This window comes from Neoakkermansia glycaniphila (assembly GCF_001683795.1).
Lineage (GTDB): Bacteria > Verrucomicrobiota > Verrucomicrobiia > Verrucomicrobiales > Akkermansiaceae > Akkermansia > Akkermansia glycaniphila.
Genome location: NZ_LIGX01000013.1, coordinates 1 through 23,095, shown reverse-complemented (window position 1 = coordinate 23,095; position 23,095 = coordinate 1). Strand labels below are relative to the sequence as shown.

The 23,095-nt window shown below is 57.9% G+C and carries 22 protein-coding genes and 1 tRNA gene; 17 read left to right on the top strand and 6 right to left on the bottom strand.

The window, feature by feature from the left end; translation table 11 throughout:
- Positions 1-9 precede the first annotated feature (9 nt).
- Positions 10-1,530 carry a glycosyltransferase family 2 protein gene (locus AC781_RS03560; protein WP_246777958.1) on the bottom strand — a complete coding sequence of 507 codons (1,521 nt, stop codon included), beginning with the start codon at positions 1,528-1,530 and terminating at the stop codon, positions 10-12.
- Positions 1,531-1,726: 196 nt separating this feature from the next.
- Here AC781_RS03560 and AC781_RS03555 point away from each other — a divergent pair, with 196 nt between their 5' ends.
- The 3 genes from AC781_RS03555 to AC781_RS03545 all read left to right on the top strand — a co-directional run bounded on the left by AC781_RS03555 (position 1,727) and on the right by AC781_RS03545 (position 3,257).
- Positions 1,727-2,704: a hypothetical protein gene (locus AC781_RS03555; RefSeq protein WP_067773609.1), complete on the top strand. Its 978-nt coding sequence runs from the start codon at positions 1,727-1,729 to the stop codon at positions 2,702-2,704.
- Entirely contained in the window at positions 2,691-3,089 is a 399-nt protein-coding gene (locus AC781_RS03550) for an ApaG domain-containing protein (protein WP_067773606.1), read from the top strand. The genes AC781_RS03555 and AC781_RS03550 overlap by 14 nt, the downstream gene beginning before the upstream one ends.
- Before the next feature lie 93 nt (positions 3,090-3,182).
- A tRNA-Val gene (locus AC781_RS03545) sits at positions 3,183-3,257 on the top strand.
- Between the two features lie 356 nt (positions 3,258-3,613).
- Here AC781_RS03545 and AC781_RS03540 read toward each other — a convergent pair.
- Entirely contained in the window at positions 3,614-4,498 is an 885-nt protein-coding gene (locus AC781_RS03540; protein WP_067773603.1) for a hypothetical protein, read from the bottom strand.
- Between the two features lie 33 nt (positions 4,499-4,531).
- Entirely contained in the window at positions 4,532-5,155 is a 624-nt protein-coding gene (locus AC781_RS03535; protein WP_071133281.1) for a hypothetical protein, read from the bottom strand.
- A gap of 125 nt (positions 5,156-5,280) precedes the next feature.
- Between AC781_RS03535 and AC781_RS03530 the strand changes: the two genes are divergently transcribed.
- The 4 genes from AC781_RS03530 to AC781_RS03515 all read left to right on the top strand — a co-directional run bounded on the left by AC781_RS03530 (position 5,281) and on the right by AC781_RS03515 (position 8,453).
- Positions 5,281-5,712 (top strand): type II toxin-antitoxin system RelE/ParE family toxin, encoded by a 432-nt coding sequence (locus AC781_RS03530; RefSeq protein WP_245741066.1) that lies wholly within the window; start codon positions 5,281-5,283, stop codon positions 5,710-5,712.
- A 4-nt stretch (positions 5,713-5,716) separates the two neighbouring features.
- A complete protein-coding gene (locus AC781_RS03525) occupies positions 5,717-6,634 on the top strand; it encodes an ABC transporter permease (protein WP_067773597.1) in 918 nt (305 codons plus the stop codon).
- Positions 6,635-6,905: 271 nt separating this feature from the next.
- Positions 6,906-7,442, top strand: a complete 537-nt coding sequence (locus tag AC781_RS03520) for an NlpC/P60 family protein (protein ID WP_067773594.1) — start codon at positions 6,906-6,908, stop codon at positions 7,440-7,442.
- A gap of 147 nt (positions 7,443-7,589) precedes the next feature.
- Complete coding sequence (locus AC781_RS03515; protein ID WP_067773591.1) at positions 7,590-8,453, top strand: alpha/beta hydrolase; 864 nt, start codon at positions 7,590-7,592, stop codon at positions 8,451-8,453.
- Between the two features lie 18 nt (positions 8,454-8,471).
- On the opposite strand, the gene bioB is transcribed toward AC781_RS03515, so the two are convergent.
- Positions 8,472-9,425, bottom strand: a complete 954-nt coding sequence (gene bioB / locus AC781_RS03510; protein WP_067773706.1) for a biotin synthase BioB — start codon at positions 9,423-9,425, stop codon at positions 8,472-8,474.
- Between the two features lie 134 nt (positions 9,426-9,559).
- Between bioB and AC781_RS03505 the strand changes: the two genes are divergently transcribed.
- The 9 genes from AC781_RS03505 to AC781_RS03465 all read left to right on the top strand — a co-directional run bounded on the left by AC781_RS03505 (position 9,560) and on the right by AC781_RS03465 (position 20,530).
- Positions 9,560-10,561 carry a thiamine pyrophosphate-dependent dehydrogenase E1 component subunit alpha gene (locus AC781_RS03505; protein WP_245741068.1) on the top strand — a complete coding sequence of 334 codons (1,002 nt, stop codon included), beginning with the start codon at positions 9,560-9,562 and terminating at the stop codon, positions 10,559-10,561.
- A 12-nt stretch (positions 10,562-10,573) separates the two neighbouring features.
- Positions 10,574-11,545, top strand: a complete 972-nt coding sequence (locus AC781_RS03500; RefSeq protein ID WP_067773587.1) for an alpha-ketoacid dehydrogenase subunit beta — start codon at positions 10,574-10,576, stop codon at positions 11,543-11,545.
- A 4-nt stretch (positions 11,546-11,549) separates the two neighbouring features.
- Positions 11,550-12,812, top strand: a complete 1,263-nt coding sequence (locus tag AC781_RS03495) for a dihydrolipoamide acetyltransferase family protein (protein WP_067773584.1) — start codon at positions 11,550-11,552, stop codon at positions 12,810-12,812.
- Between the two features lie 3 nt (positions 12,813-12,815).
- The gene (locus AC781_RS03490) at positions 12,816-13,634 is read left to right on the top strand and encodes an LpxI family protein (protein WP_067773581.1); all 819 of its coding nucleotides are present in this window, start codon (positions 12,816-12,818) and stop codon (positions 13,632-13,634) included.
- Between the two features lie 39 nt (positions 13,635-13,673).
- Positions 13,674-14,435 (top strand): exodeoxyribonuclease III, encoded by a 762-nt coding sequence (locus tag AC781_RS03485; protein WP_067773578.1) that lies wholly within the window; start codon positions 13,674-13,676, stop codon positions 14,433-14,435.
- Between the two features lie 7 nt (positions 14,436-14,442).
- Positions 14,443-15,321: a hypothetical protein gene (locus AC781_RS03480; RefSeq protein ID WP_067773576.1), complete on the top strand. Its 879-nt coding sequence runs from the start codon at positions 14,443-14,445 to the stop codon at positions 15,319-15,321.
- A 197-nt stretch (positions 15,322-15,518) separates the two neighbouring features.
- The gene (locus AC781_RS03475; protein WP_067773573.1) at positions 15,519-17,741 is read left to right on the top strand and encodes an inorganic phosphate transporter; all 2,223 of its coding nucleotides are present in this window, start codon (positions 15,519-15,521) and stop codon (positions 17,739-17,741) included.
- 113 nt (positions 17,742-17,854) lie between these two features.
- Positions 17,855-19,066 (top strand): sensor histidine kinase, encoded by a 1,212-nt coding sequence (locus AC781_RS03470; RefSeq protein WP_067773570.1) that lies wholly within the window; start codon positions 17,855-17,857, stop codon positions 19,064-19,066.
- A 33-nt stretch (positions 19,067-19,099) separates the two neighbouring features.
- The gene (locus AC781_RS03465; protein WP_067773567.1) at positions 19,100-20,530 is read left to right on the top strand and encodes a sulfatase-like hydrolase/transferase; all 1,431 of its coding nucleotides are present in this window, start codon (positions 19,100-19,102) and stop codon (positions 20,528-20,530) included.
- Positions 20,531-20,543: 13 nt separating this feature from the next.
- Here AC781_RS03465 and AC781_RS03460 read toward each other — a convergent pair whose 3' ends face one another.
- Both AC781_RS03460 and AC781_RS03455 read right to left on the bottom strand, forming a co-directional pair.
- Positions 20,544-21,008 carry a hypothetical protein gene (locus AC781_RS03460; RefSeq protein ID WP_141675732.1) on the bottom strand — a complete coding sequence of 155 codons (465 nt, stop codon included), beginning with the start codon at positions 21,006-21,008 and terminating at the stop codon, positions 20,544-20,546.
- A gap of 168 nt (positions 21,009-21,176) precedes the next feature.
- Entirely contained in the window at positions 21,177-22,316 is a 1,140-nt protein-coding gene (locus AC781_RS03455) for an acyltransferase family protein (protein ID WP_067773561.1), read from the bottom strand.
- A 412-nt stretch (positions 22,317-22,728) separates the two neighbouring features.
- On the opposite strand from AC781_RS03455, the gene AC781_RS03450 reads away from it, so the two are divergent.
- Positions 22,729-23,095, top strand: a 367-nt coding sequence (locus AC781_RS03450) for a toll/interleukin-1 receptor domain-containing protein (protein WP_141675731.1), incomplete at its 3' end; no start/stop codon positions are given.

Below are 23,095 nucleotides of genomic sequence, written 5' to 3'. Positions count from 1 at the left end.
AAAACGAAATCAAATTTCCTGATTGGCCAGCTTGCTTTCAAGAGCCTTCTGGCGGGCCGACTGGAGGAGGCGCCACAAGGAACAGCCGCCCGTATAGAAGAAACCGAGGAAGGGAGACATCAGAACCGCAGACAGGAAATCCAGACGCACGGCCTGCCCCACGATAATATACAGGAAGAAGAACCCGAAACAAAGCTCCAGCACCGGCACGACGATGGACTTGATCGCCTTGTAGCCCGAACGCTTCTTGACGACCACCTTGCCCTTATCCGCCTCCGTAAAGCCGAACTTGGGCGTACGGACGAACTCGGACTGGTGTCCGAAAATCGCTTCGAGCACAGCCTTGGAATTGCTGACGGCCATACCGACAGCCAAAGCAAGCAGCACCGGAAGGTAGGGAAGCTCTTTCCACCATGATTCGCGGCGAATGGCATACTGCGCACTCACATAGAACAGGCACACGCACACCGAAGCGAAGAAAAACAGCGTCACCTGCACCAGAATCATCTGCCAAGAATCGCCGGGGCGGATCGTCCCCATCGCCAACGGAGCCACGAGGAAGCAAAGCAGCACGAGCAGCAGGTAGGCGTAGTTCGATGTCAAATGCGTCGTAGCTTCCAGCTTGGCCTTAAGCGGAGCCTCCTTGGAGCGCCAGATATCGAAAAGCATCTTCTGGCACACTTGGATGGAACCCTTCGTCCAGCGGTGCTGCTGGGCCTTGAACCCGTCCATATCCGTCGGAAGCTCGGCGGGAGTCACATAATCCTTCAGGAAAACGAACTGCCATCCCTTGAGCTGCACGCGATAGGACAAATCCATATCTTCCGTCAGCGTATCATGTTCCCAACCACCTCCGTCGGCAATAGCGCACTTGCGCCACACGCCGGCCGTACCGTTGAAAGTGAAATAGCGACCCGAACGGTTGCGCACCGTCTGCTCCATCACGAAATGCCCGTCGAGGAACATCCCCTGCACGCGGGTCAGAATATTCGTCTCGCGATTGATATGGCCCCAGCGCGTCTGCACCAGTGCGATCTTCTCATCCGTAAAGAAATGCATCGTCTTGCGAAGCAAATCGGGTTCCGGGCGGAAATCGGCATCCAAAATCAGCAGAAACTCGCCCTTGGCCACCTTCGTCGCAGCCTCAAGCGCGCCGGCCTTGAAACCTGTACGATCCGTACGATGAATGCACACCGCATCATAACCGCGGGCGCGCAACTCTTCCGCCTTACGGAAACAAAGCTCAGTCGTATCATCGATCGAATCGTCGAGAATCTGAATCTCCATGCGATCCTTCGGATAATCCAGAGCTGCCACCTTCTCCAGCAGCCCTTCGACGACGAACTTCTCATTGAACATCGGAAGCTGCACCGTCACCATCGGAAGCTCGTCGTCCCTGTAGAAACGCTTCGGCTGAGGAATATCCTTACGGTGCTTCACATAAAGGCAAACCGTAATCAGACGATGCAACCCGTAGCCGGACATCCCCATCAACACCAGAAAATACGCCAGCAACCAAAAAAAATCCACGGAAAATTCCATAAGAATAAAAACTGTTAAAACGTTGAATAGAAAACAAAAAACCGAATAAAAAACAATTAGGCGGCAGAAACGGAGTTAGGGCATTATTTCTACGTCAGTACCTACGATTTTCTTGACGTGCGCCCAAGATATTATAGAATACAGCAGGTGTCAAGCCTCAAACTGGGGAAACCGGAAAAACATCATGAAAATACCCTTTGGTACATGGATACTTGCTGCCGGCTGCGGAGCGATTCTTCTGCCCGTTGCCGAAGCCGCTCCGAAGGCTGAAACCGCGGCTGCCGCCAAACCGGCGGCGGACAATGGCGGAGATATTATCGACCCCGACGAATTCGATCCTTCCCTCCTGACAGATCCCAACGCCAAGCCGCAACGCAAACCCGGCGCCGTGCCTCTCCTGTTTCAGGAAACCGTCGAACATAGCGACTCCGAAGCCCATGAACTCGGCGAACTCGGAGTCAACACCTACACCTCGCCTTCCATACGCAAAATCTTCGAACAACTCGAAGGCCTGCCCCCCATCCCGGAATCGGCAGCCCTGCGCGATCGGCCCGAAAAACTTCCCAGCGACCGCTGCACACTCGCCCTTGAAATGGGCTTCCTGATGGCGGACGGCTTCATCGTCGTCCAGTGCGGCAAAATGAACGACATCAAGCCCATCGCCCTCGACCTCTCCAAATACGGCAAAGCCATGGGGGTAGGAGAACGCATGAACCGCCACTCGGCCAGCCTCCTCGACAACGCCGAAAAAGGCCAGCTTGAAGAATTCAAGAAAAACCTCGCCGTCACCCAGGCGGATGTCGATGCAGAACTGGAATCCCTCCGCGACTCCGACCTCGCCCACCTCATCGCCCTCGGCGGATGGATACGGGCGCTTGATGCGGCGACTGCTGCGCTGAACAAAAAATTCACCCCCGAACAGGCGCTTCCCATCTTCTACCCCGATGCTCCCGACTACTTCAGCGAAATCCTTGCCGGAGTAGCCCCCGAAATGAAAAAGAAAAGGGACATCAACCTGATGAGGGAACTACTCGACGCCCTCTCCAAGGAAATGACTCTCGAGGAAGGGCAAAAGCCGACCCCCGAACGGCTGGCTAAAATCACCGAAATCACCGCCCGGCTCCTCAAGACAGCCATCGGCCCCGCCAATGGACAACATTAAATCACAACCGATCCCCACCGAGGACTATCTGGACATCCAGCTCACCATGGCAGGCATACGCCTGCCCGACACCTCCGGCGGCAACTACCAGATCGCCTTCCGCATCCTCCTGAGCAACACTTCCGAACGCTCCGTCCGCCTTCTGGGGCGTAAATGGATCCTGCGCGACCAGTCAGGGCAAACCCGCCTCATCGAAGCGGACGGCATCTTCAACCAGCATCCGCTCCTCCAGCCGGGCGACGTCTTCGCCTATACAGGTCGACAAACCTTCACCGAACTGCCCACCCGCATGGAAGTCATGTTCTTCGGTTTAAACCAGGCCGGATTTCCCTTCATCTCCCCCTCGTTCATCTTTCCCAAAAAGACTTATCAGGCCGGTAAATAGGCCTACCCGACAGAAAAAAGCCTGAAAACGAAAAAAAAACTTGCCTTGAAGCCACTTTACAAGTAACATTTGCCCGCCTTCATGGCAACCAACGCGCGGTTAGCTCAGTGGTAGAGCAACACCTTGACATGGTGGAGGTCGTAGGTTCAAATCCTATACCGCGTACCATCTTCCTGAAACCCCGGATCACTCTTGATCCGGGGTTTTTTCTTTTCGACAGTCTCCGCAGCATCAATACATCCACGCAAAACAGAGACGACAATCGCAATGCAGGCTCATCCCACACAAGGAACGCGAAACCCACGCCATAGCTACCCGCATCCAGCCACAGCGGACTGCCAGCGGCAGGACAACGCTGCCGTCTCATCTTCATCCCATCTACTCAACAGGCCATCACATGCCGGCAGAACGACTCCCGACGGCACAGATCAAAGCACGCCCTCCATCCCTTCTGCAACCGAAGCAAGGAAAACGCCCGTCGGAAAACCGACGGGCGCAAAACCGGGAGAGAGTTTTAAGGAAACTTAAAGAGACTCGATCGTGTAGTATTGTTCCTGATGATTGATCGTCGTCTGTCCGTGATCATCCTTATACACCGCGTCGTAGGAATATTTCACCTCGGTAGCGGAAGAATAATCAAGGGTACCCGTCAAATTGTATTCGACCTGATTGTCCAGCATATTGATCAAACGAAGAGAAGCCTTGTTCGGAACAAGGGGATCCTTCTTGTAGGACCACTGCCCCTCGTATGTGGCATCCTTCGTCGTCCACACCGCCATGCCGCCGTCCTTATCGCCCGGCAGCAGCTCAATCGTGGAAGTAGGATCATCCTTCAATACAAGCTTCGTATTGAGAGGCATGAAATTAGGAGCATAATCCTTATAGGAGGAACCGGAATTTGCATCCGTGTACGTCACGTTCTTGAACGAAACGGACAACACCGGAGAACGTCCGGACTGTGTCGTGCCGACGGCACCCGATTCGACATACGAATACTTCGTCGTCGTCCAGTCGAACATACCGCGCGGACCTGCAGTCGAGAAGGAAATCGTCCAGTCGATATCCGTCGTCGTCGGATCCAGCGCCGTATCGCCTACCGCAATCAGTTCCCGCATCCGGATGGAAGCCTGCTTCTTGTCTTCGGACACTTCATAGGTATAAATGCCGCGTGAGACCGAAGTCGTACCGCCCGAAGAAACCGACTGTGTCACATAACCGGATGCAAACGTATACACCACTGTGGACTGGTCATCCGAATACGACATGGTACCGCCATCGATCGCCAGCGGAGCCACATTGGAATAATCGTCGATATTGCCGTGATTGCCGCTGCTGCCGCCGCCACAGGAAGTCTGCCAAACGGGAACGGAACATGCCAGCAAAAGTGGAAGGAAAAAAAGTTTTTTCATAAGTGTGAAAGAAATAAAAAACTATCGGATCAATCAATTCGCATCGACTGCATTCGGGTCACGCAACGTCACATTGGTAAAACGAAGCTGGATATTCGAGTAAACGCCTGTCGTCTCACGTTCGAGATAAATCAGCTTCCCATCCTCATTCTTCGCCGTCGTCACCTCATCGGCCGGAACGCCGTCGCGAAGAGCCAGATCAAAGCGGAAAAGATCGCGCTGCCATTCGCAGGAACCGATTGCTTCACTGCCGGAGGGGAAGCGGATCGACCATGTTTCATTGATACGGTCGCCGTAATCCTGCTTCGCATCCGTAATGCTATTGATCGTATAGCCTGCGAGATCCTTGATCCGCAGAATATAAATATTCTTGTCCTGAGGAGTCTGCTCATACGTATAGGTACCCGTATAGGTACGGGTCAACGCGCCGGACGTATCGCGCTCTTCGCGGGTCACCATATCGCCCGACGGAGCGAACGTGTAGGTGATCGTATAACGCCCATCGACACTGTAGGACATCGAACCGCCGCTCAGGGAAACCGGAGCAAAGGAAACGGTATCGGACGGAGAGGAACCGCTGCTGCCGCTACTGCATGATGACAAGGACCATGCCGCCGCCACTGCAGCAATGAGAGAAATCGTCAAGGATCGTTTCATATTTTCTATCTATGGTATAATCGTACCGGGTCGCGCGCAAAGCCTGCCCCCTTGTTGCTTCAGCATACCGGACAACCTGTTCGGAACGCAAGCCAAAAGTTCATATTCCAACGAAAAACAGCAAAATGCACCGCCTCCTCTCGCAGGCCAAATCCGCACTTGATTTCCCATCCCCCATCCTTTACATTGGTCCTGTGCATCAGATCATCTTCAACGAAATCAGCGCGGCGGAAATTTCCCGGATACCGACACTCGAACAACTGGAGCTTTTCGCCGAATTCCAGGTCACCGAAGAGATCCTGAACAACAAGGCGGATGCCCGCTACGGCTGCGTCGAACGCGCCGGAGAAAAAATCTACCGCTTCCGCACACAGGACTACCGCCTCTACTTCCAGATCGAAGACGGCAACATCATCGTCCACCGCGTGCTGCACAAAAACACCCTGAAAGACTTCCTCTACCGCTCCAACCTCAGCTCCGAAGACCAGGAACTGGGTGAATCCAAACACTTCTGGAAACTCATCGAAGAAGGCGAAAACGCCAAACGGCAAAACTGACATCATGCCCGCCCTGCTGAACAGACTTCTGGCCGCCCCGTCGCGCATCGGCGCGTTGGCGTCCGTAACGTTCGTCCAGCTCGTGCGCATGAAAGTCTTCGTCTTCCTCGCCGTCTTCGCCCTCGCGCTCATCCTGCTGCAAAGCCTGCGCATCAACGACGTACTCGGCCCTGAGACCTACGGGCGGAACGAACTCGCACTCCTGAAAAACACGGCCGTCGGGGGCATGCGCCTCTTCGGCCTCCTCTTCGCCGTCGCCGCCACCTCCCTGCTCCTGCCGAAAGACACGGAAGACCGCATCATCTACACCATCCTCTGCAAACCCGTCCCCCGCTTCGACTACCTGCTGGGGAAAGCCCTTGGAGTCCTCTCCGTCCTCGGCGTCGCCCTGCTCTGCATGGATGCCCTTCTTTCCGTCATTCTCGAAATCCGCACCTCCACCGTGCTGACCGAACAAAGCGCAGTCATGCACGCAGCCGGGCTCACGGAAGCCCAAATGCAACCCTACCTCGAAGGCATCCGGCAGGCTGGCCTCACGTGGGATCTTCAGGCATCCCTCCTTGTCATGTTCATGGAATGGGCCGTCCTCACCTCGCTCACCCTCTTCTTCTCGTGCTTCACCAGCAGCACGCTCACGAGCATGATCTTTGCCTTCGGCTTCTACATCGTCGGCTCGTTCCAATCGCAATTCTTCGGCTTCGCCCTCCACGGGCAGGACGGCGTCAGCCAAACCGTCCAGAACACCACGGACTTCTTCGGAGCCATCGTCCCCAACTTCCAGATCTACGCCATCTCCGACGCCGGAATCAACGGCCGCCCCATCTCGCCCGGCCTCATCGGCTCGCTGACTCTCATCACATGCGCCTACTTCCTGTTCCATTTATGCATGGCTACATGGATATTCCGCCGCAAGGAATTCTAATGTACGGCACGACGCAATAATCAGGTTTTATTGATTATTTTCCCGGCATCTTCCAAGGGCGGAGTTCCCCGGCCGCTTATCCGCCACATCCTGCATACAACCGGATGCCCCATCAAACATACATATTTCCCGTTCACAGAAAATACGTCATTTATGACACTCGAAATTTCCGCACGAGACAACCATTGCACAGGGCTCCAGACTGCCCGCACAACGTGAAGCATGTTTTTTTGCTTGCCACAGGGCATCGAACCTCTATAATCAGAAGCGCATGTTAGCCCGCACTATCTTCCAATGGACGGTTTTTGCCTGTCTGGCCTTTCTCTTCACCGCTTGCCAGCAACAACAGCAATACAGCGCACCGTCCCAGACACCGGCATACCACTTCAAGGCCGGACGTACGGCCATCCTTCTCCGCAACGGCAAAGCCATCGCTCCGCGCAATGCTCCCCTTTCCGTCAAACGAGCCATCGCCGCAGCCAACTCCCTCGTCGGAAAACCCTATCGCATGGGCGGAGGACACAAAAAACACCATGACTCGGGCTATGATTGCTCCGGCAGCACCTCCTTCGTCCTGCGTGAAGCCGGCCTCCTCGACAAAGTCCGCCCGTCCGGCGGCTTCCTGAACTACGGCTCCCCCGGCCCGGGCGACTGGGTCTCCGTCTACATGAAAAACGGCCACGTCTTCCTCTACATCGCCGGACTGCGCTTCGACACCACCGGCTCCGGCAGCGGCGTAGGCCCCCGCTGGTATGCCACGGGGCGCACGGGACGCGGCTTCTACGTCCGCCATCCGCGCGGCTTCTGATTCCGCACTTCATCCTTCCTTCTCAACCCCGCCCGGCTTCAGACCGGGCGGGTTTTTTTTGCGCTTGACCACTCCATGCTTGGAACAGTATAACGACGACACGGCAACTGGATTCACCACTGCCTGTTTATTGCTTTCCATACCGCCATGAGTCACCACTCCTTCCTCTCTCTGATCATCCCCGCTCTGGTTGCCTCCCTTTGCCCCGGCCAGGCCGCCGAAATACGGAACATCACCATTCCCAGCAAAGCCCTGCAACGGGAAGCCCCACTCACCATCGTACTGCCGGACGACTACGGCAAAAGCGAAAAAAAGTATCCCGTCATCTACTTCCTGCACGGGCATGGAGACAACAACACGCACTGGGTCTCCCGCATCCCTCTCATTCCGCAACTGGCGGACGAACTCGGCTTCATCGCCGTGTGCCCGGACGGCCAAAAGAGCTGGTACTTTAACAGCTACACCAACCCCGCCAACCAATTTGAAACCCATATCGTACAGAAAATCGTCCCTTACATCGACAAGAATTTCCGCACGATCGCCACGCGCGACTGCCGCGCCATTACGGGCAACAGCATGGGCGGCCACGGCGCCCTTTATCTCGGAACGCGCCATCCCCAGCTCTTCGCTCAAATCGGAAGCCTCAGCGGAGGCGTCAACATCATCGCGTGGCCCAAAGGATTCAACATAGCCGACTCCCTCGGCGCGTACGAGCAAAACACCAAGCGGTGGGAAGACGGGTGCATCCTCCACATCCTGCCAAAAACGAAACCGGACACTTACCGGAACATTCTCATCTCATGCGGCGATCAGGACTTCTTCCTGCAGGACAACAAACGGCTGGACGAAAAACTCACGCAGGCAGGCATCCGGCACACCTTCACGATTACGCCCGGAGCGCACAACTGGACATACTGGAAAGCCGCCGCGACTCCCCAGATACGCACATTCATCGAAGCGATGCCGTTCGGCAAACCGGCACCTCCGAAGCATCAAACTGCGGTCAAGTGAGGCACGAACATCGCGCGTTCATGCGATTTCCAGCCCAAGCTCCGCCAGCTTCGCCAAATCCGTCTCCACACCCTGCCCGGCAATCGTCAGATAATTGCCCGTCATGAAAGCGGAAGCCCCGGCGGCAAACATCTCGTACTGCCGCTCCTTGAGCACGGACACGCGACCGCCGCAAATGCGCAGCGATGCTTCCGGCATCAAATGGCGGAACAAAGCAATGATGCGCAACGCCTCTTCGGCAGGCATCACCGGGCGATTGCCCAAAGGAGTGCCCGCATGCGGGTACAGGAAATTGAGAGGCACATTCGTAATACCTTCGCGCTTCAGCTCCATGGCAAAATCGAAACGATCCGACCACGTCTCTCCGAGACCGAACAGACCGCCGCAGCAAATCTCCAGCCCATTGTCCAAAGCCTGCCGCACCGTATCGAGACGGTCGCGCCACGTCTGCGTCGTACACACATTCGGATAAAACGACTCGCAGGCTTCAAGATTGTGGTGCAGGCGAGTCATCCCCGCTTCCTTGAGGCGATGCAGCGCATCGTGCTTCAGGCGGCCGAGAGAACCGCACATCTGCGCGCCCTTCTTCCCGGCGCGGGACTCCACGAACTTTGCCAGGGATTCCACATCATCGTCGCTCAACGCGCCTCCGCTCGTCACCAGCCCGCAGCGATGCACGGGATACTCGGCCCAGCCGTCCACAATCTCCTCCAGCTTCTCCTGGCTGAGAAGGGGGTACGTCTCCACATCGGCGGAATTGTGCCCGCTCTGCGAACAGAACTTGCAGTTCATCCCGCAGTTGCCGCTCTTCGCATTGATAATATAGCAAATCTCAACCTTATTGCCGAAAAAACGCTCGCGAATCGCCGTCGCGGAAGCGAACAGCTCCTTCTCGGGCATCTCCAGCAACTCAAACGCCTGCTCCTTCGAAATACCGCCTTCGTTCAGAGCGGCCCGCGTGTACAGTTCCATACAATCCTTCATACGCAACAGGCGCAAAAACCATACGGTAGCGCCGCCCAAGCTAAACACGAAGAGGGCCGCCCGTCAAGAATATTCCATAAAAACGCATTGCACAACAAGCCCGCCGAGTGTAATATACCAGCGTGACCGATACCAGTGAAACCCATGCGGAACTGAAGGAGCCGGCCCTGCGCGCCTACCGCGCCATGGTACTGGCCCGCACGTTCGACAGCAAAATCTCCGCCCTCTACAAGGCAGGAAAAATCATGGGCGGCGTCTTCCTCGGCAGGGGCCATGAAGCCATCGCCGCTTCGGAAGGCGTCTTTCTGACCCCCGGCAAAGACATCTACTTCTCCTTCATCCGCGAACAGGCCGGACGCATCGCCTGGGGCGAACCCATCATCGAAGGCGCGCGCTCCTACTTCGGCTCCGCTCTCGGCTACATGCGCGGCCGCGACGGCAACGTCCACCGCGGCCAGCCCAAAGAAGGCTACATCGTCCCCATCAGCCACCTCGGCAGCGGCGTCGCCGTCGTCGCGGGAGGACTCATCGCCAAACGGCTGAACGGCGAAGTGCCCGGAGCCGTCGGTGTCGCCTGCGTGGGAGACGGCACCACCTCCACCGGAGCCCTGCACGAAGCGGCCAACCTCGCCGCCGTCGAACACCTCCCTCTCGTCCTCGTCGTCACCAACAACCAGTTCGCCTACTCCACGCCGAACATCCGGCAATTCGCCTGCGCCAGCCTCCTCGACCGCGGACGCGGCTACGGCATGGCCGTACATGAAACGGACGGCACCGACTTCATGGCAACCCTGAAAACCATGAAACAGGCCATCGATGCCGCACGCCGGGGCGAAGGCCCCCAGTGGGTACTGGCGAACACCCTTCGCATGTGCGGCCACGGCGAACACGATGATGCCTCCTACATCCCGCAGGAACTCAAGGATGCCTACGCCGCGAAAGACTGCCTCGATGTCGCCGCCCGCCAGCTCCTCCAGCTCGGCTGGATCACCGAAGAAGAAATCGAACGCATCCGGCAGGAATGCGCCGACGAAGTCCAAACCGCCGTCGCACTGGCGCAGCGCGAACCCGAACCCGACCCCTACAGCGACTGGTCGGCCACCTCGTGGGAACCCGCCTACTAACCCCTTCAACACATGAGTGCCACCTACATCGACGCCATCCGGCAAGCTCAGGAAGACCTCCTCTCCGAAGACCCCGACGTCTTCATCTACGGGCAGGACATCGGCCACTTCGGCGGCGCCTTCAAAGCCACCAAAGGCCTCAAAAACCTCTTCCCTGATCGCGTCCTCGACGCCCCCATCAGTGAAGACGCCATGGTCGGCGCAGGCATCGGCGCAGCCCTGCAAGGCAAAAAGCCGATCATCGAAATGCAGTTCTCCGACTTCGGCACCATCGCGCTGAACCAGTTCGTCAACAACGCCGCCTCGCACTACTACCGCACCGGCATCCCCATCAACATCACCCTCCGCATGCCCTGCGGCGGCACCCCCGGAGGCGGCCCCTTCCACAGCCAGAATCTGGAAACCCTCTTCGCCCACTACCCGGGCCTGCACGTCCTCACCCCCGCCACCGTCGCGGACGCCTACTGGATGCTCAAACAGGCCGTCGCCATCCCGGATCCCGTCGTCTTCATGGAACACAAGTTCCTCTACCGCTGGCTCAAGGCGGAAAGCTTCCTCGATGAAGCCCCCCTTCCCATCGGCCAGGCTCGCATCGCCCGGCCCGGCAAACATGCCACCGTCGTCGCCTACGGAGCCATGGTCCCCGAATCCGTCCGCGCCGCAGACGAATTCATGCAGGACAGCGGCTTCGACATCGAAGTCGTCGACCTCCGCAGCGTCAAACCCCTCGACACCGACACCATCATCGCCTCCGTCGCCCGCACGGGAAGACTCCTCGTCGTCGCGGAAGACTTCCCCTGGGGAGGAGTCACGGCCGAAGTCATCTCCCGCGTCGTTGCGGACGGCTTCCACCTCCTCGACGCCCCGCCTCAGCGCCTCACCGCCAAAGACACCCCCATCCCCCACCATCCGAACCTGTGGAAGGCGCACCGGCCCACCATGGAATCCATCACCTCCGCCATCCGCCACCTGCTCACGCTCTAAAGCCATGCCCAAAGTACCAATCCTCATGCCCCAGCTGGGCGAATCCATCGCCGAAGCCACCGTGCTGAGACTCCTCGTCGAACCGGGAGCCACGGTCTCCGCCGACGAAGAAATCTTCGAGGTCGAAACCAACAAGGCCACCATGGGCGTCACCACCCCCTGCGGAGGCACCGTCGCCGAAATCCTCATCAAGGAAGGCGACAACGTCGTCGTCGGCGCCAACATGGCCCTCATCGAAGCCACGGAAGAAGAAATCGAACGCACGGGCTCCTCCCCCCTCGGCGCGGACGGAGCCTCCCCCACCCTACCCACCAGCCCGGAATCCGTCCCGCAGCAAACCGCCTCGAACGAAACCTCCGGAGACGTCGTCCACTTCAAAACACAGGGAGAATACATCGAAAACTCCTCCCTCAAAGTACAGCCCAGCGTCCGCGGATTGCCCGTACCTGTCGGCCTCAAGGGAGCGCACTACCTCTCCCCCCGCATGAAGGCCCGCATGGACGAACTCGGCATCAGCGCATCGGACATCGCCGCCATCGTCGGCTCCGGAGCCGGAGGCCGCGTCACCATCGAAGACCTTGAGCAATTCATCCAGTACGTCGACGAATGGCCCTCCCGCCCCGCCTCCATGATGCGCCGCTCCGTAGCGGACTCCATGCGCCGCAGCTGGACACGCCCCCTTGCCTCGGCAGGACGCCCCATCTACATGGACCCCATCCTGACCCACCGCAAAAACCATCCGCACAAACCCGGCATCACCCTCTACTTCGTCCGCGCCCTCGCGCTTGCCATCGCAGAACATCCGGAAGCCGCCGGCTACCTCGTCGGAGGCCGCATCCTCTCGCCGAAAACCATCGACATCGGCGTCGCCGTACAGGTGGCGGACGGCGTCATGGTACCCGTCATGCGCCGCGTCAACGAATACACCCTCGACGAACTCATCGACGAATACAACAACCTCGTCTCGCAGGCCCGCAGCCGCCGCCTCAAACCCGAAGCGCAGCAGGGAGGCATCGCCACCGTCACCAACTTCGGCGGCTTCGGCCTCACCTTCGCATCCCCCATGCCCCTGCCCAGCGAAAGCCTCATCCTTGGCGTCGGCGCCGTCTCCAAAACACCCGTCTGGAGCGATGAGGTCGAAGCCTTCATCCCCGTCGCCAAAGCCAACATCGTCACCACCTTCGACCACCGCGTCGTGGACGGCGGCGACATCGGCCGCCTCATGCAACGCGTCGCCGACTTCCTGCAGCGCCCCGAGTACATGTAACCCATGAGCGAACAGAGAACCATCCTCGGCATCGTCGCAGGAAGCGGTGCCTACCCCGAAACCCTCATCCGTGCGGCACGCCGCATGCAGCCCGGCCTCACCATCTGCGGCGTAGGATTCCGGGGGGAAACCGGCGAAACCCTCGCGGAACTCTGCGACTCCTTCGAATGGTTCCGCGTCGGCCAGCTCGTCAAACCCCTCCGCTTCCTCCTCAAAAACGGTGTCAGGGAATGCGTCATGACCGGGCAGATCGCCCCGAAAAACCTCTTCAACCTCCGGCCCGACCTCCGCGCCCTCATCCTCCTCTCCCGCCTCAAACGGCGCAACGCCGAAACCATCTTCGGCATGGTCGCGGATGAAGCCGCCCGCGAAGGCATCACCGTCCTCCCGGCCAACACCTACATGGACGACCACATCCCGCAGTCCGGCCACATCGCAGGACCGCAGCCCGACAAACGCCAGCTCGAAGACGCCGCCTACGGCATCTCCATCGCCAAGGAAGTCAGCCGTCTCGACATCGGACAAAGCGTCATCGTCCGCCACGGCACCGTCCTCGCCGTCGAAGGCTACGAAGGCACCAACGAATGCATCAAACGGGGCGCAGCCCTCGGCAGGGGCAAACACGTCACCCTCGCCAAAGTCTCCAAACCCTCGCATGACATGCGCTTCGACATCCCCTGCGTCGGCGAACACACCCTCCTCACCTGCATCGAAGCCGGAGTAGAACAAATCGTCATCGAAGCCCATAACACCATCCTCCTGCAGGAAAACCGGGTCGCCGAACTCTGCAAAAAACACAAAATCACCCTGCACGCCATGTAGCCCCGCTGCATCCGTGCCTCCCCCCACACACGCACAGCCATGAACATCGTCTCCTGGAACGTCAACGGCCTCCGCGCCACCCTCGGCAAAGGACTCGCCGAATCCATAGACAACCTCGCGCCCGACATCCTCTGCCTACAGGAAATCAAGGCTCGCCCCGAACAGGTTGCCGACCTCTGGCTCGCCGCATGGCCCCACCAGCTCTGGAACCCCGCCGACAAACCCGGCTACTCCGGAGTCCTCATCCTCTCAAAAAAAGCCCCCCTCTCCACCTCCCTCGGCATCGGCCACAGCGACCACGACAGCGAAGGCCGCGTCTGCACCATGGAATTCGACGCCTTCCACCTCGTCAACTGCTACACCCCCAACTCGCAGAACGAACTCGCACGCCTCCCCTACCGCCGCGAATGGAACGAAGCCTTCCGGCAATACGTCTGCGACCTCGCCAAAACAAAACCCGTCATCTTCTGCGGCGACCTCAACGTTGCCCACGAAGAAATCGACATCGCCCGCCCCAAAACCAACCACTTCTCCGCCGGATTCTCCGACGAAGAACGCGCCGACTTCACCACCCTGCTCGGCTCCGGCTTCATCGACACATGGCGCCACCTCAACCCCGACACAAGGGATGCCTACTCATGGTGGTCCTTCCGTGCAGGCGCACGCGCCAAAAACATCGGCTGGCGCATCGACTACTTCTGCATCTCGCAGCAGCTCCTCCCGGCGCTCGAAAAAGCCGCCATCCACCCTGAAATCACGGGCTCCGACCACTGCCCCGTCTCCCTCACCATGGATCTCTGATCAGCTTGTGACAGCGGTTGCCATCCTTGGACTCTTCATTTCATCAAGCGACGGAATCGCTCGTCCTCCCGCAGATATTGAAAAAGAACGAGTCGTCGAAAACTGGCGGTTCAGCCTCGAACACCCCTCCCGTTCGCGGTCGCACCCCGCTTGGAAAACAATCTCGACCGCCCTCGTCGTTCGCCATCTCATCACCACCAACCAAACGAACCAGCTGGCATGGCTGCTCGCCATCGACAGCTCCATCTACCTGAACACACGCCAACACCTCCCCCTTGCAACCGAAGATGCACTGACCCTTTTCCATACTCTTCTGGATGCCTACCCGCTGGCAAATCGTGCCAACAAACAAGCCATCCTCGACATTCTTCATCGCGAATTCCCTATTTGCCTTCTCCCAAACCGCCGCGGAGAACAAACGATCGACCGCATCCGCAACTGGCTGGACAAACATGAAGAACACCCTTCCTTCCACGTCCGGCCATACTCACCCGACAGCCCTCGCCAAAGAATCTTCACATGGCAGACGGATTGGAACTCCCTCCGGTTGCAGGAAGATTGCTACCTCTTTCCCATTCCCGGCGACCGCTACTCCGCCATCGTACACTGGCACGGGGCAGCCGACGGAAGCACGCTCTACGACATCTATCTTTTCCAAAAGAATCAAACCGGCAAATGGCAACACAAACGTTGCGTCGCAATATGCACCAAACATACCGATGCACCGGAGCCGGGACCGCAACTGCTTTCTTTCGGAACAAACGACTTCACGGTCACCTTCCACACACAAGGCAAAAACGGAACACCGACCACCCGTTCCTTCTCCTACGATGGAGCACCCCATGACGAATGGGACTGCCTGCCCTCCCGCTATCCGGAAGAATAGCCAACCATCGTCGCGATGGCATGCCAAACGCCTCAACACCCTTGCTGTCAGCCTCATCAATAAAACAGAAGGAGAACTGAAATCTCCCTTTGTGACGAAATCGTCACAAAGAAAAAGGCGTTTGTCACACGCTTGCGTGCTACATAATACCCCCAACATCGGAGTACGCAACTCCTGCAAGACAACAAGACACTAGAATGGACACCATCTACATCGTCATCCTCGGCATCCTGCTCCTCCTGGCAGGCTTCGACCTCGTAGTCGGCGTATCGAACGACGCCGCCAACTTCCTCAACTCCGCCGTCGGCTCACGCGCCGCCTCGCGCAGCGTCATCATCGCCGTTGCGGCTGTGGGTGTCGTCATCGGCTCCTCCTTCTCCAGCGGCATGATGGAAATCGCCCGAAGCGGCGTCTTCGTCCCCGCGCAGTTCAACTTCCACGACATCATGCTGCTCTTCCTCGCCGTGATGCTGACGGACGTCATCCTGCTGGACCTCTTCAACACCTTCGGCCTGCCCACATCCACCACCGTCTCCCTCGTCTTCGAACTCCTCGGTGCAGCCGTCGCCGTCGCCGTGTACAACATGTGCACCATGGGAGACAACGTCGTGCAGAACCTCAGCGACTATATCAACTCCTCAAAAGCGCTAGCCATCGTCACCGGCATCTTCGCTTCAGTCGGCGTCGCCTTCACCTGCGGCATCGTCATCATGTGGATATCGCGCCTCATCTTCAGCTTCCGCTACCAGAAAACCTACAAATACATCGGTGCCATTTGGTGCGGCCTCGCCCTCACTGCCATCACCTACTTCGCCATCTTCAAGGGACTCAAGGGCAGCACCATCCTCGACAAGGAAACCGTCAAATACCTCGACACCCACCTTCACTACTGCCTCCTCGCCTCCTTCGCCGGCTGGACCGTCCTGATGTTCATCCTGCAGCACCTCGGCCGCGTCAACATCCTCAAATTCATCGTCCTCGCGGGCACCATGGCACTCGCCCTCGCCTTCGCGGGCAACGACCTCGTCAACTTCATCGGCGTCTTCATGGCCGGGCAATCCTCCTATGAAATCGCCCAGGCGCACGTCGCCGCCGGAGGCAACCTCTCCGACCTCTACATGGGCGACCTCGCCAAACCCGTCGTCGCCGACTGGCGCTACCTCATCGTTGCTGGCCTCATCATGGTAGGCGCGCTCATGTTCTCCAAAAAAGCACGCACCGTCACCGACACCGAAGTCAACCTCGCCCGCAAAAACGGCGGCATGGAACGCTTCGGCTCCGCACCGCCCGCCCGCATGCTCGTGCGCTACACCCTCAAATTCGCACAGGGCCTCACCCGCATCACCCCGGCTCCCATCGCCCGCTTCATCGGCAAACGCTTTGAGCCCCTCCCCGCGTCCGAAGACAACGGACAGGCCTTCGACCTCATCCGCGCCTCCGTCAACCTCACCATTGCAGCCCTCCTCATCTCCCTCGCCACCTCGCTCAAACTCCCGCTTTCCACCACCTACGTCACCTTCATGGTCGCCATGGGTTCCTCCCTCGCCGACCGCGCATGGGGACGCGATAGCGCCGTCTACCGCATCACCGGCGTCATGACCGTCATCGCGGGCTGGTTCTTCACCGCCTTTGCGGCCTGCACCGCTGCCTTCATCTGCGCCATGGTCCTCATGGCCGGAGGCTTCGGAGGCATCGTCCTCATGGTCGGCATTGTCGCAGCCCTGCTCATCAAATCTGCCATCATGCACAAAAACAAGCATAAGAAACAGGTGGAAGAACTCAACCTCGGCAACGACAACACCCTCCGCAGCATCGGCATCGGCTCCGCCGAGCTCCTCGGCCGCGTCCTCGGAATCTACAAAGGCTCCATCGACGCCCTCATTACCGAAAACCGCAAGCAACTCAAGAAATTCCGCAAGGAAACCAAGGAAATCGGCAAAGAACTGCGCGACAGGAAAAACTTCGAAATCATCCCGAGCCTCCGGCACATCTCGCCCGACCTCGTCGACCGCGGCCAGCTCCTCTTCCGCGTCACCGAAAGCATGCAGGCCACCGTCGAATCCCTCAACATCATCGTCCAGGCCAGCTTCAGCCACATCGACAACAACCACGCCGGACTCGACCACGAACAGGCGCAGGAACTCCTCGCCCTCACCGAACACGTCGCCAAATTCTACCCGGAACTCTGTGGCATGCTCCGCGCCAGCAACTACGCCGGACTTGAAAAAGCCCTCGAAGAAGCCACCGACCTCAGTGAAGAATTCGCCGACAGCATCCGCCACCACCTCCTGCGCGGAACCGAAGACGAAAGCCAGGCGCGAAACAGCATCCTGTACCTCAACCTTCTGAACGAAACGCGCTCCATGATCCGCCGCTCATACAGCCTGATGAAAGATCAGAAAGACCTCCTCGAAGGCTGATCTTCCTCAAACCGCCGCCTCGCGCGCCGATACCTTTTTCATCGCATTTCCGCAGAAAACAGGCTACAATCGGTGCGCGGGCATCCCGCACCCTAACCTTCCTCCACAACACCATGGTATCCTGGGGTCTCACAACGGGGTTCATCCTCATCGCCTTCCTCATCCCATACAGCTTCAACCGCATGCGCCTGCGGCGGATGAAGGAGGAACTCGAACGCGCCAAACTCGAACTGCACCACCTGCGGCTTCGGGACAAGGAAACCGAACGCCGCCTCCAGCAGGACAAAGCCCTCTTCCTCGAGGCCCTCGGCGTACCCTTCCTCATCATGCGCCCGTCCGGCAGGCTCATCATGGCCAACGCCCTCGCCGGGGCCCTCCTCGGCATCGACGAAAAAAAACCGATGAACCTCCTGCGCGTCCTCGAAGCATCCGCCTTCCGCAACGTCCTCGAACACGCCGCCAACGCTGCCGAACCCTGGATGGAAACCGTCGACATCCAGACCACCGCCAAAAGCCCCGTCCCGGAAACGCGCAACTACCAAATCATCTCCACCCCCCTCAACAACGGAGAAAACCACATCGGCATCGTCTTCCACGACGTCACCGGAGAACACCGCACCCAAATCATGCGCCGCGACTTCGTCGCCAACGCCTCACATGAACTCCGCACCCCCCTCACCATCATCCGCGGCTACCTCGAAAACCTCCTCGAAGACGAAGAAATGGGCAACGACCCCGCCACCCGCAACCACGTCCTCGACCTCATGATGAAACACACCCAGCGCATCGTTCGCCTCGTTGAAGACATGCTCGTCATCTCCCGCCTCGAAACGCCGGAAACCGGATACCTCCAAAACGAAACCTTCGACCTCTGCGAGATCGCGGAAGATGTCGCCCTTCGCCTCGAAAGCCTCGGCAACCACAACGGTGCCACCATCTCCATCGACATCTCCCCGAAACCCTACATCCTCTCGGGAGACAAATTCTACTGGACCCAGGTACTCTTCAACCTGATGGAAAACGCCCTCAAGCAAAACCCCGCCCCGGGCCTCCGTCTCCGCCTCGAAGCACGCGACGCAAACGGCAAACACATCATCCGCGTCATCGACGACGGCATCGGCATCCCCGCCGAGCACCTCCCCTACATCTTCAACCGCTTCTACCGCGTCCAGCAATCCGGCCCCATCAAAGGCACAGGACTCGGCCTCTCCATCGTCCGCCGCGCCGTCGAAGCGCACCACGGCACCATCGGCGCCACCAGCACCCCCGGCAAGGAAACCGCCTTCACCATCGAACTGCCCATCGCCAAAAACGCGATCGGATGAAAGAACCCCTTCACATCATACGTATTATTAAACATGATGTGGAAAAAACTCGCTTGCTTCATCCTCTCCACTCTGGCGTGGAACCACGCAACCGGACAAACTGAACCAGCCGAATCCACCCGTCCCAACCTCGTCGTCATCATTGCGGATGACCTCGGATACGGCGACCTCGGCTGCACCGGATCTCTCCAGATCCCCACGCCCCACATCGACAGCCTCGCCCGGCAGGGCGTCATCTGCACCCGCGCCTACGTCACCGCTCCCATGTGCGCCCCTTCCCGCATGGGCCTGCTCACCGGCAAATTCCCGAAACGCTACGGCATCACCACCAACCCCAACACGCAAATCGACTACCTGCCGGAATCCCATTACGGACTGCCGCAAACAGAAACCTGCCTTCCCGCCTACCTCAAAAGCAAAGGCTACGCCAGCGCAGCCATCGGCAAATGGCACCTCGGCCACACCGAAGGATACACACCCACCGACCGGGGATTCGACACTTGGTGGGGATTCCTCGGCGGCTCCCGCCACTATTTCGAGCGCAAACCCGAAATCGCGGGCCTCAACCCCTCGCAAATCCAAACCAACACCGGGGCGGACACCAAAATCACCTACCTCACCGACGACATTGCCCGCGAAAGCGTCCGCTTCATCCGCTCGCAGCAGCACAGCGACAAACCCTTCTTCCTGTACGCCGCATTCAATGCACCGCACTGGCCGCTTCAAGCCACCCCCGCAGACCTTGAACAATTCAAACACATCCGCCCGGGCGACAGGCGCACCTACTGCGCCATGGTCTACGCACTGGATAGGGCCGTCGGCAATATCCTCGCCGCTCTCGATGAAACCGGCAAGGCAAACGACACCATCGTCATCTTCCTCTCCGACAACGGCGGCGCACCGGACAGCCCCGCCTGCAACGCCCCTCTGAAAGGGGAAAAACGCCTCCACTACGAAGGCGGCGTCCGCGTCCCCTTCATCGTCCGCTACCCGGCCAATGCACAGCTGAAACCCGGCAGCACCTGCGGACAAGTCGTCTCCACCGTCGACATCCTCCCCATGATGCTCGCCGCCAATGGCATTACCCAACCCGAAAAGCTCGACGGAACCGACCTCCTGCGGCTCCTTCCCATGCAGGACAACCGCGAAAAACGCACCCTCTACTGGTGCACGGACTACACCTCGGCCATCCTCGACGGCGACGACAAATACATCCTCGTTCCCGACCGTGCGCCGCAGCTCTACGACATTGCCCGCGACAACAGCGAAACGAACGACCTCTACTCCTCGCACATCGGAGAAGCTTCCCCTCTCGCCGGAAAACTCGGCTCCTACCTCACCACCACCCCGGCCTGCCGCTATCCGGATGCCATTTCATGGTCCTCCGGCCTACTGAAACAATACAGCAAAGCCAAACCCGCCACACAACCCGGAAACTCAGCCCCAAACAAACAGGCCCCTTAACGCGCACCGGGCATCACACCCCAGCCCCGCTCGCACCCATCTTCCGGTGCACCTGCCTCTCCTCATCGGTAAAAGAAAGCACTTTGACAGGCATCGCCGTATCCTCCTTGAGGTCTCCTGAACTGAAAGCGTTAGCCGGCCCCATCAGAAAAGGCAACGGCATCCCCTTCAGAGCCCGGGAAAAAGACAGCATCAGACGAAAATCCGTATAATAGCCGGGACGCTGCACAATCTCCTGCACGGACTTATTCCTATTCGTACCGGAAAGCAGATAATACCGCACTTCGCCGCCCACCTTAACCTTGTAACACTCGATCCCCTTGAAATCATGCAAATCCTTCAAGGGATCGCCGTGCACTCCGGCCTGAATGGACTGCGCCTGCTTCTCAGGCGCTTTCCCGGCAGCCTCATCTGCCGCACCAACCATCGGCACAGCCCATAAACAAGCCAACAGCATCGGCATCGTTGTTTTCATCATCTTCTCATCATAATCGGCCATGAACGAAGCGCAAACCAACTCCTTGTCATCCTCCGGAACAAAACGGCAAAAGGACGATGCAAACTAAACTCGCATCGTCCCGACAGCACCTCTCCGCAAAATGCACCGCCCGCACAAATAGGGGCGATGCAGATCAAAAACACCCGGTCAACTCTTCCTGGAGGCAAACCTCCTCGTCAAGAACCTCCGCACCGGCTCGTCATACCACTTCAGGCAGGCGTAGGCCAGCAGAATACTTCCGACCACCACGGCCAAGGCACCGGGCAGCGACTCCTCGAACGAAAGATTCTCATTCTTCACCCACGCGAAATACAAATAGATGAACGGATAATGCACCATATACAACGGATAGGAAATCTGTCCCAAAAACCGGCACACCTTATCGGTCACCGGATCGGTAATCCTGCCCGAAGCCCCGAGAATGATCAGCAGCGGGAAAATCAACGCGAAACAAACCGTCTCATACGCACCGTTCATCCAGAAAGCCTCCTCCCCGCCCAAACGGGGAACGGCCAGCAGAACGGCGAGCGCCAGACCGCAAATCCAGAACGAACCCTTGACATGCATCGGCTTGAAAACGCGGAACAGCAAAAGCCCTGCCGAGAAAGAATACAGCAGGCGCAGGGAACCGCCCATCATCTCCGACTCCCTCATCGAAAAGCCCACGCAAATATCGCCCGTCGGCCCCCACCACATACCGAACGAAGCCAAACCGCACCCGGCAGCCACCACCAGCACCGTCAGCCAACGCGTCGAAAGCCTCCGGATAAACAGGGCATACAGAATATTGCCGATATACTCGAAAAACAGCGACCAGCTCGGCCCATTCAGCGGATACATCTCACCCACGCCCCGCACCTCCGTCCCGGTCGTCGCCGGAAGCAGCAGCATATTGGCGAACGTGGCGATCAGCAGCGAAACAACCGTAATCTGCGTCACATCCCAAACGGAACAGCCTTGAAAATAAAACATCACCGCACCGATCAGCGCACCCATCACCACCATCGGATGCAGGCGGATCAAGCGGCGCTTCATGAACTCGCCCGTCTTCATCGTCTTCCAGCGGTCGTCATAGGCGTAGCCGATCACAAAACCGGACAGCATGAAGAAAAAGTCCACCGCCAGATAACCGTGATTGATCCTCTGATCCAGATGGCTGGTCGCAAACGCTTCAAAAATATGAAACCAGACGACCATAACGGCAGCCACCCCGCGCAACCCGTCAAGAATGACGAAATGCTGCTTCTCATTTCCGAGCAAACCGGAAGAACCTTGCGAATTCAACATAAAACAAAGATAATATAATACTGTTTTCCTTTCGATATTCGGCAATCGATCGACGCCGGATTACACCCACCAACGATGAACAGCACAAGGCCGGGAGAGCATCGGTAGCATGACGACCCTCTTAATACGACTATGCCATACAAGTCCTTTCATCACGTTGAAGGAAAACATTCATCCATCGCCATGGGGTGCACGCAGGCCATCCCCTGAGTTTTCTTGAACCCCATACGGTGAAGAGACCGTGAACCTTCTTGTAGACAGACTCGTCTTCATTCTGTGCGATTTTCCCAACCTTCTTCAAACGTTCTTACATCCAATCTTCCACACCCATCCATTTAGATAGTATAGGCACTAGAATACAATATGCTAAATGGCTTGACGTTAAAAACCGAAGTTTATATGATGTTTGCACATGTGCAAAAAACATAAGGTATTCCTTAGCCACGCTTCCGCAGACAAATTTTTGTGTGATCGGTTTCTAAAGTTCATGAACTTGGGATGTTACATTCAGTATGACGATGTTTACTATACTGACAAGTCGTCGATGCAGATTCCAAACAATGTTTACTTCCCGGAGGATATGCTGGAGGGTTTGAAAAACTGTGATATTGTTGTTTTTATAATTAGTTCCAATTTTCTCAACAGACCGAACTGTTCAATTGAATTGGGAGCGGCTTTAGCTCACAAAAAGCCTATTATTTCTTTGCTTGTGCCGCCGATTACTTATGGCAACATGCCTGGATTTACCACAGGAAAACAGATCATGGGATGTATTAATG

What these genes read in the sequence shown, in the direction of transcription:
- AC781_RS03485 (WP_067773578.1), top strand. Translation starts at nt 13,674, where the DNA reads ATGAACATCGTCTCCTGGAACGTCAACGGCCTCCGCGCCACCCTCGGC.
- AC781_RS03500 (WP_067773587.1), top strand. Translation starts at nt 10,574, where the DNA reads ATGAGTGCCACCTACATCGACGCCATCCGGCAAGCTCAGGAAGACCTC.
- AC781_RS03465 (WP_067773567.1), top strand. Translation starts at nt 19,100, where the DNA reads ATGATGTGGAAAAAACTCGCTTGCTTCATCCTCTCCACTCTGGCGTGG.
- AC781_RS03455 (WP_067773561.1), bottom strand. Translation starts at nt 22,316, where the DNA reads ATGTTGAATTCGCAAGGTTCTTCCGGTTTGCTCGGAAATGAGAAGCAG.
- AC781_RS03525 (WP_067773597.1), top strand. Translation starts at nt 5,717, where the DNA reads ATGCCCGCCCTGCTGAACAGACTTCTGGCCGCCCCGTCGCGCATCGGC.
- AC781_RS03530 (WP_245741066.1), top strand. Translation starts at nt 5,281, where the DNA reads ATGCACCGCCTCCTCTCGCAGGCCAAATCCGCACTTGATTTCCCATCC.
- AC781_RS03475 (WP_067773573.1), top strand. Translation starts at nt 15,519, where the DNA reads ATGGACACCATCTACATCGTCATCCTCGGCATCCTGCTCCTCCTGGCA.
- AC781_RS03550 (WP_067773606.1), top strand. Translation starts at nt 2,691, where the DNA reads ATGGACAACATTAAATCACAACCGATCCCCACCGAGGACTATCTGGAC.
- AC781_RS03540 (WP_067773603.1), bottom strand. Translation starts at nt 4,498, where the DNA reads ATGAAAAAACTTTTTTTCCTTCCACTTTTGCTGGCATGTTCCGTTCCC.
- AC781_RS03555 (WP_067773609.1), top strand. Translation starts at nt 1,727, where the DNA reads ATGAAAATACCCTTTGGTACATGGATACTTGCTGCCGGCTGCGGAGCG.
- AC781_RS03535 (WP_071133281.1), bottom strand. Translation starts at nt 5,155, where the DNA reads ATGAAACGATCCTTGACGATTTCTCTCATTGCTGCAGTGGCGGCGGCA.
- bioB (WP_067773706.1), bottom strand. Translation starts at nt 9,425, where the DNA reads ATGGAACTGTACACGCGGGCCGCTCTGAACGAAGGCGGTATTTCGAAG.
- AC781_RS03490 (WP_067773581.1), top strand. Translation starts at nt 12,816, where the DNA reads ATGAGCGAACAGAGAACCATCCTCGGCATCGTCGCAGGAAGCGGTGCC.
- AC781_RS03460 (WP_141675732.1), bottom strand. Translation starts at nt 21,008, where the DNA reads ATGATGAAAACAACGATGCCGATGCTGTTGGCTTGTTTATGGGCTGTG.
- AC781_RS03520 (WP_067773594.1), top strand. Translation starts at nt 6,906, where the DNA reads ATGTTAGCCCGCACTATCTTCCAATGGACGGTTTTTGCCTGTCTGGCC.
- AC781_RS03495 (WP_067773584.1), top strand. Translation starts at nt 11,550, where the DNA reads ATGCCCAAAGTACCAATCCTCATGCCCCAGCTGGGCGAATCCATCGCC.
- AC781_RS03470 (WP_067773570.1), top strand. Translation starts at nt 17,855, where the DNA reads ATGGTATCCTGGGGTCTCACAACGGGGTTCATCCTCATCGCCTTCCTC.
- AC781_RS03515 (WP_067773591.1), top strand. Translation starts at nt 7,590, where the DNA reads ATGAGTCACCACTCCTTCCTCTCTCTGATCATCCCCGCTCTGGTTGCC.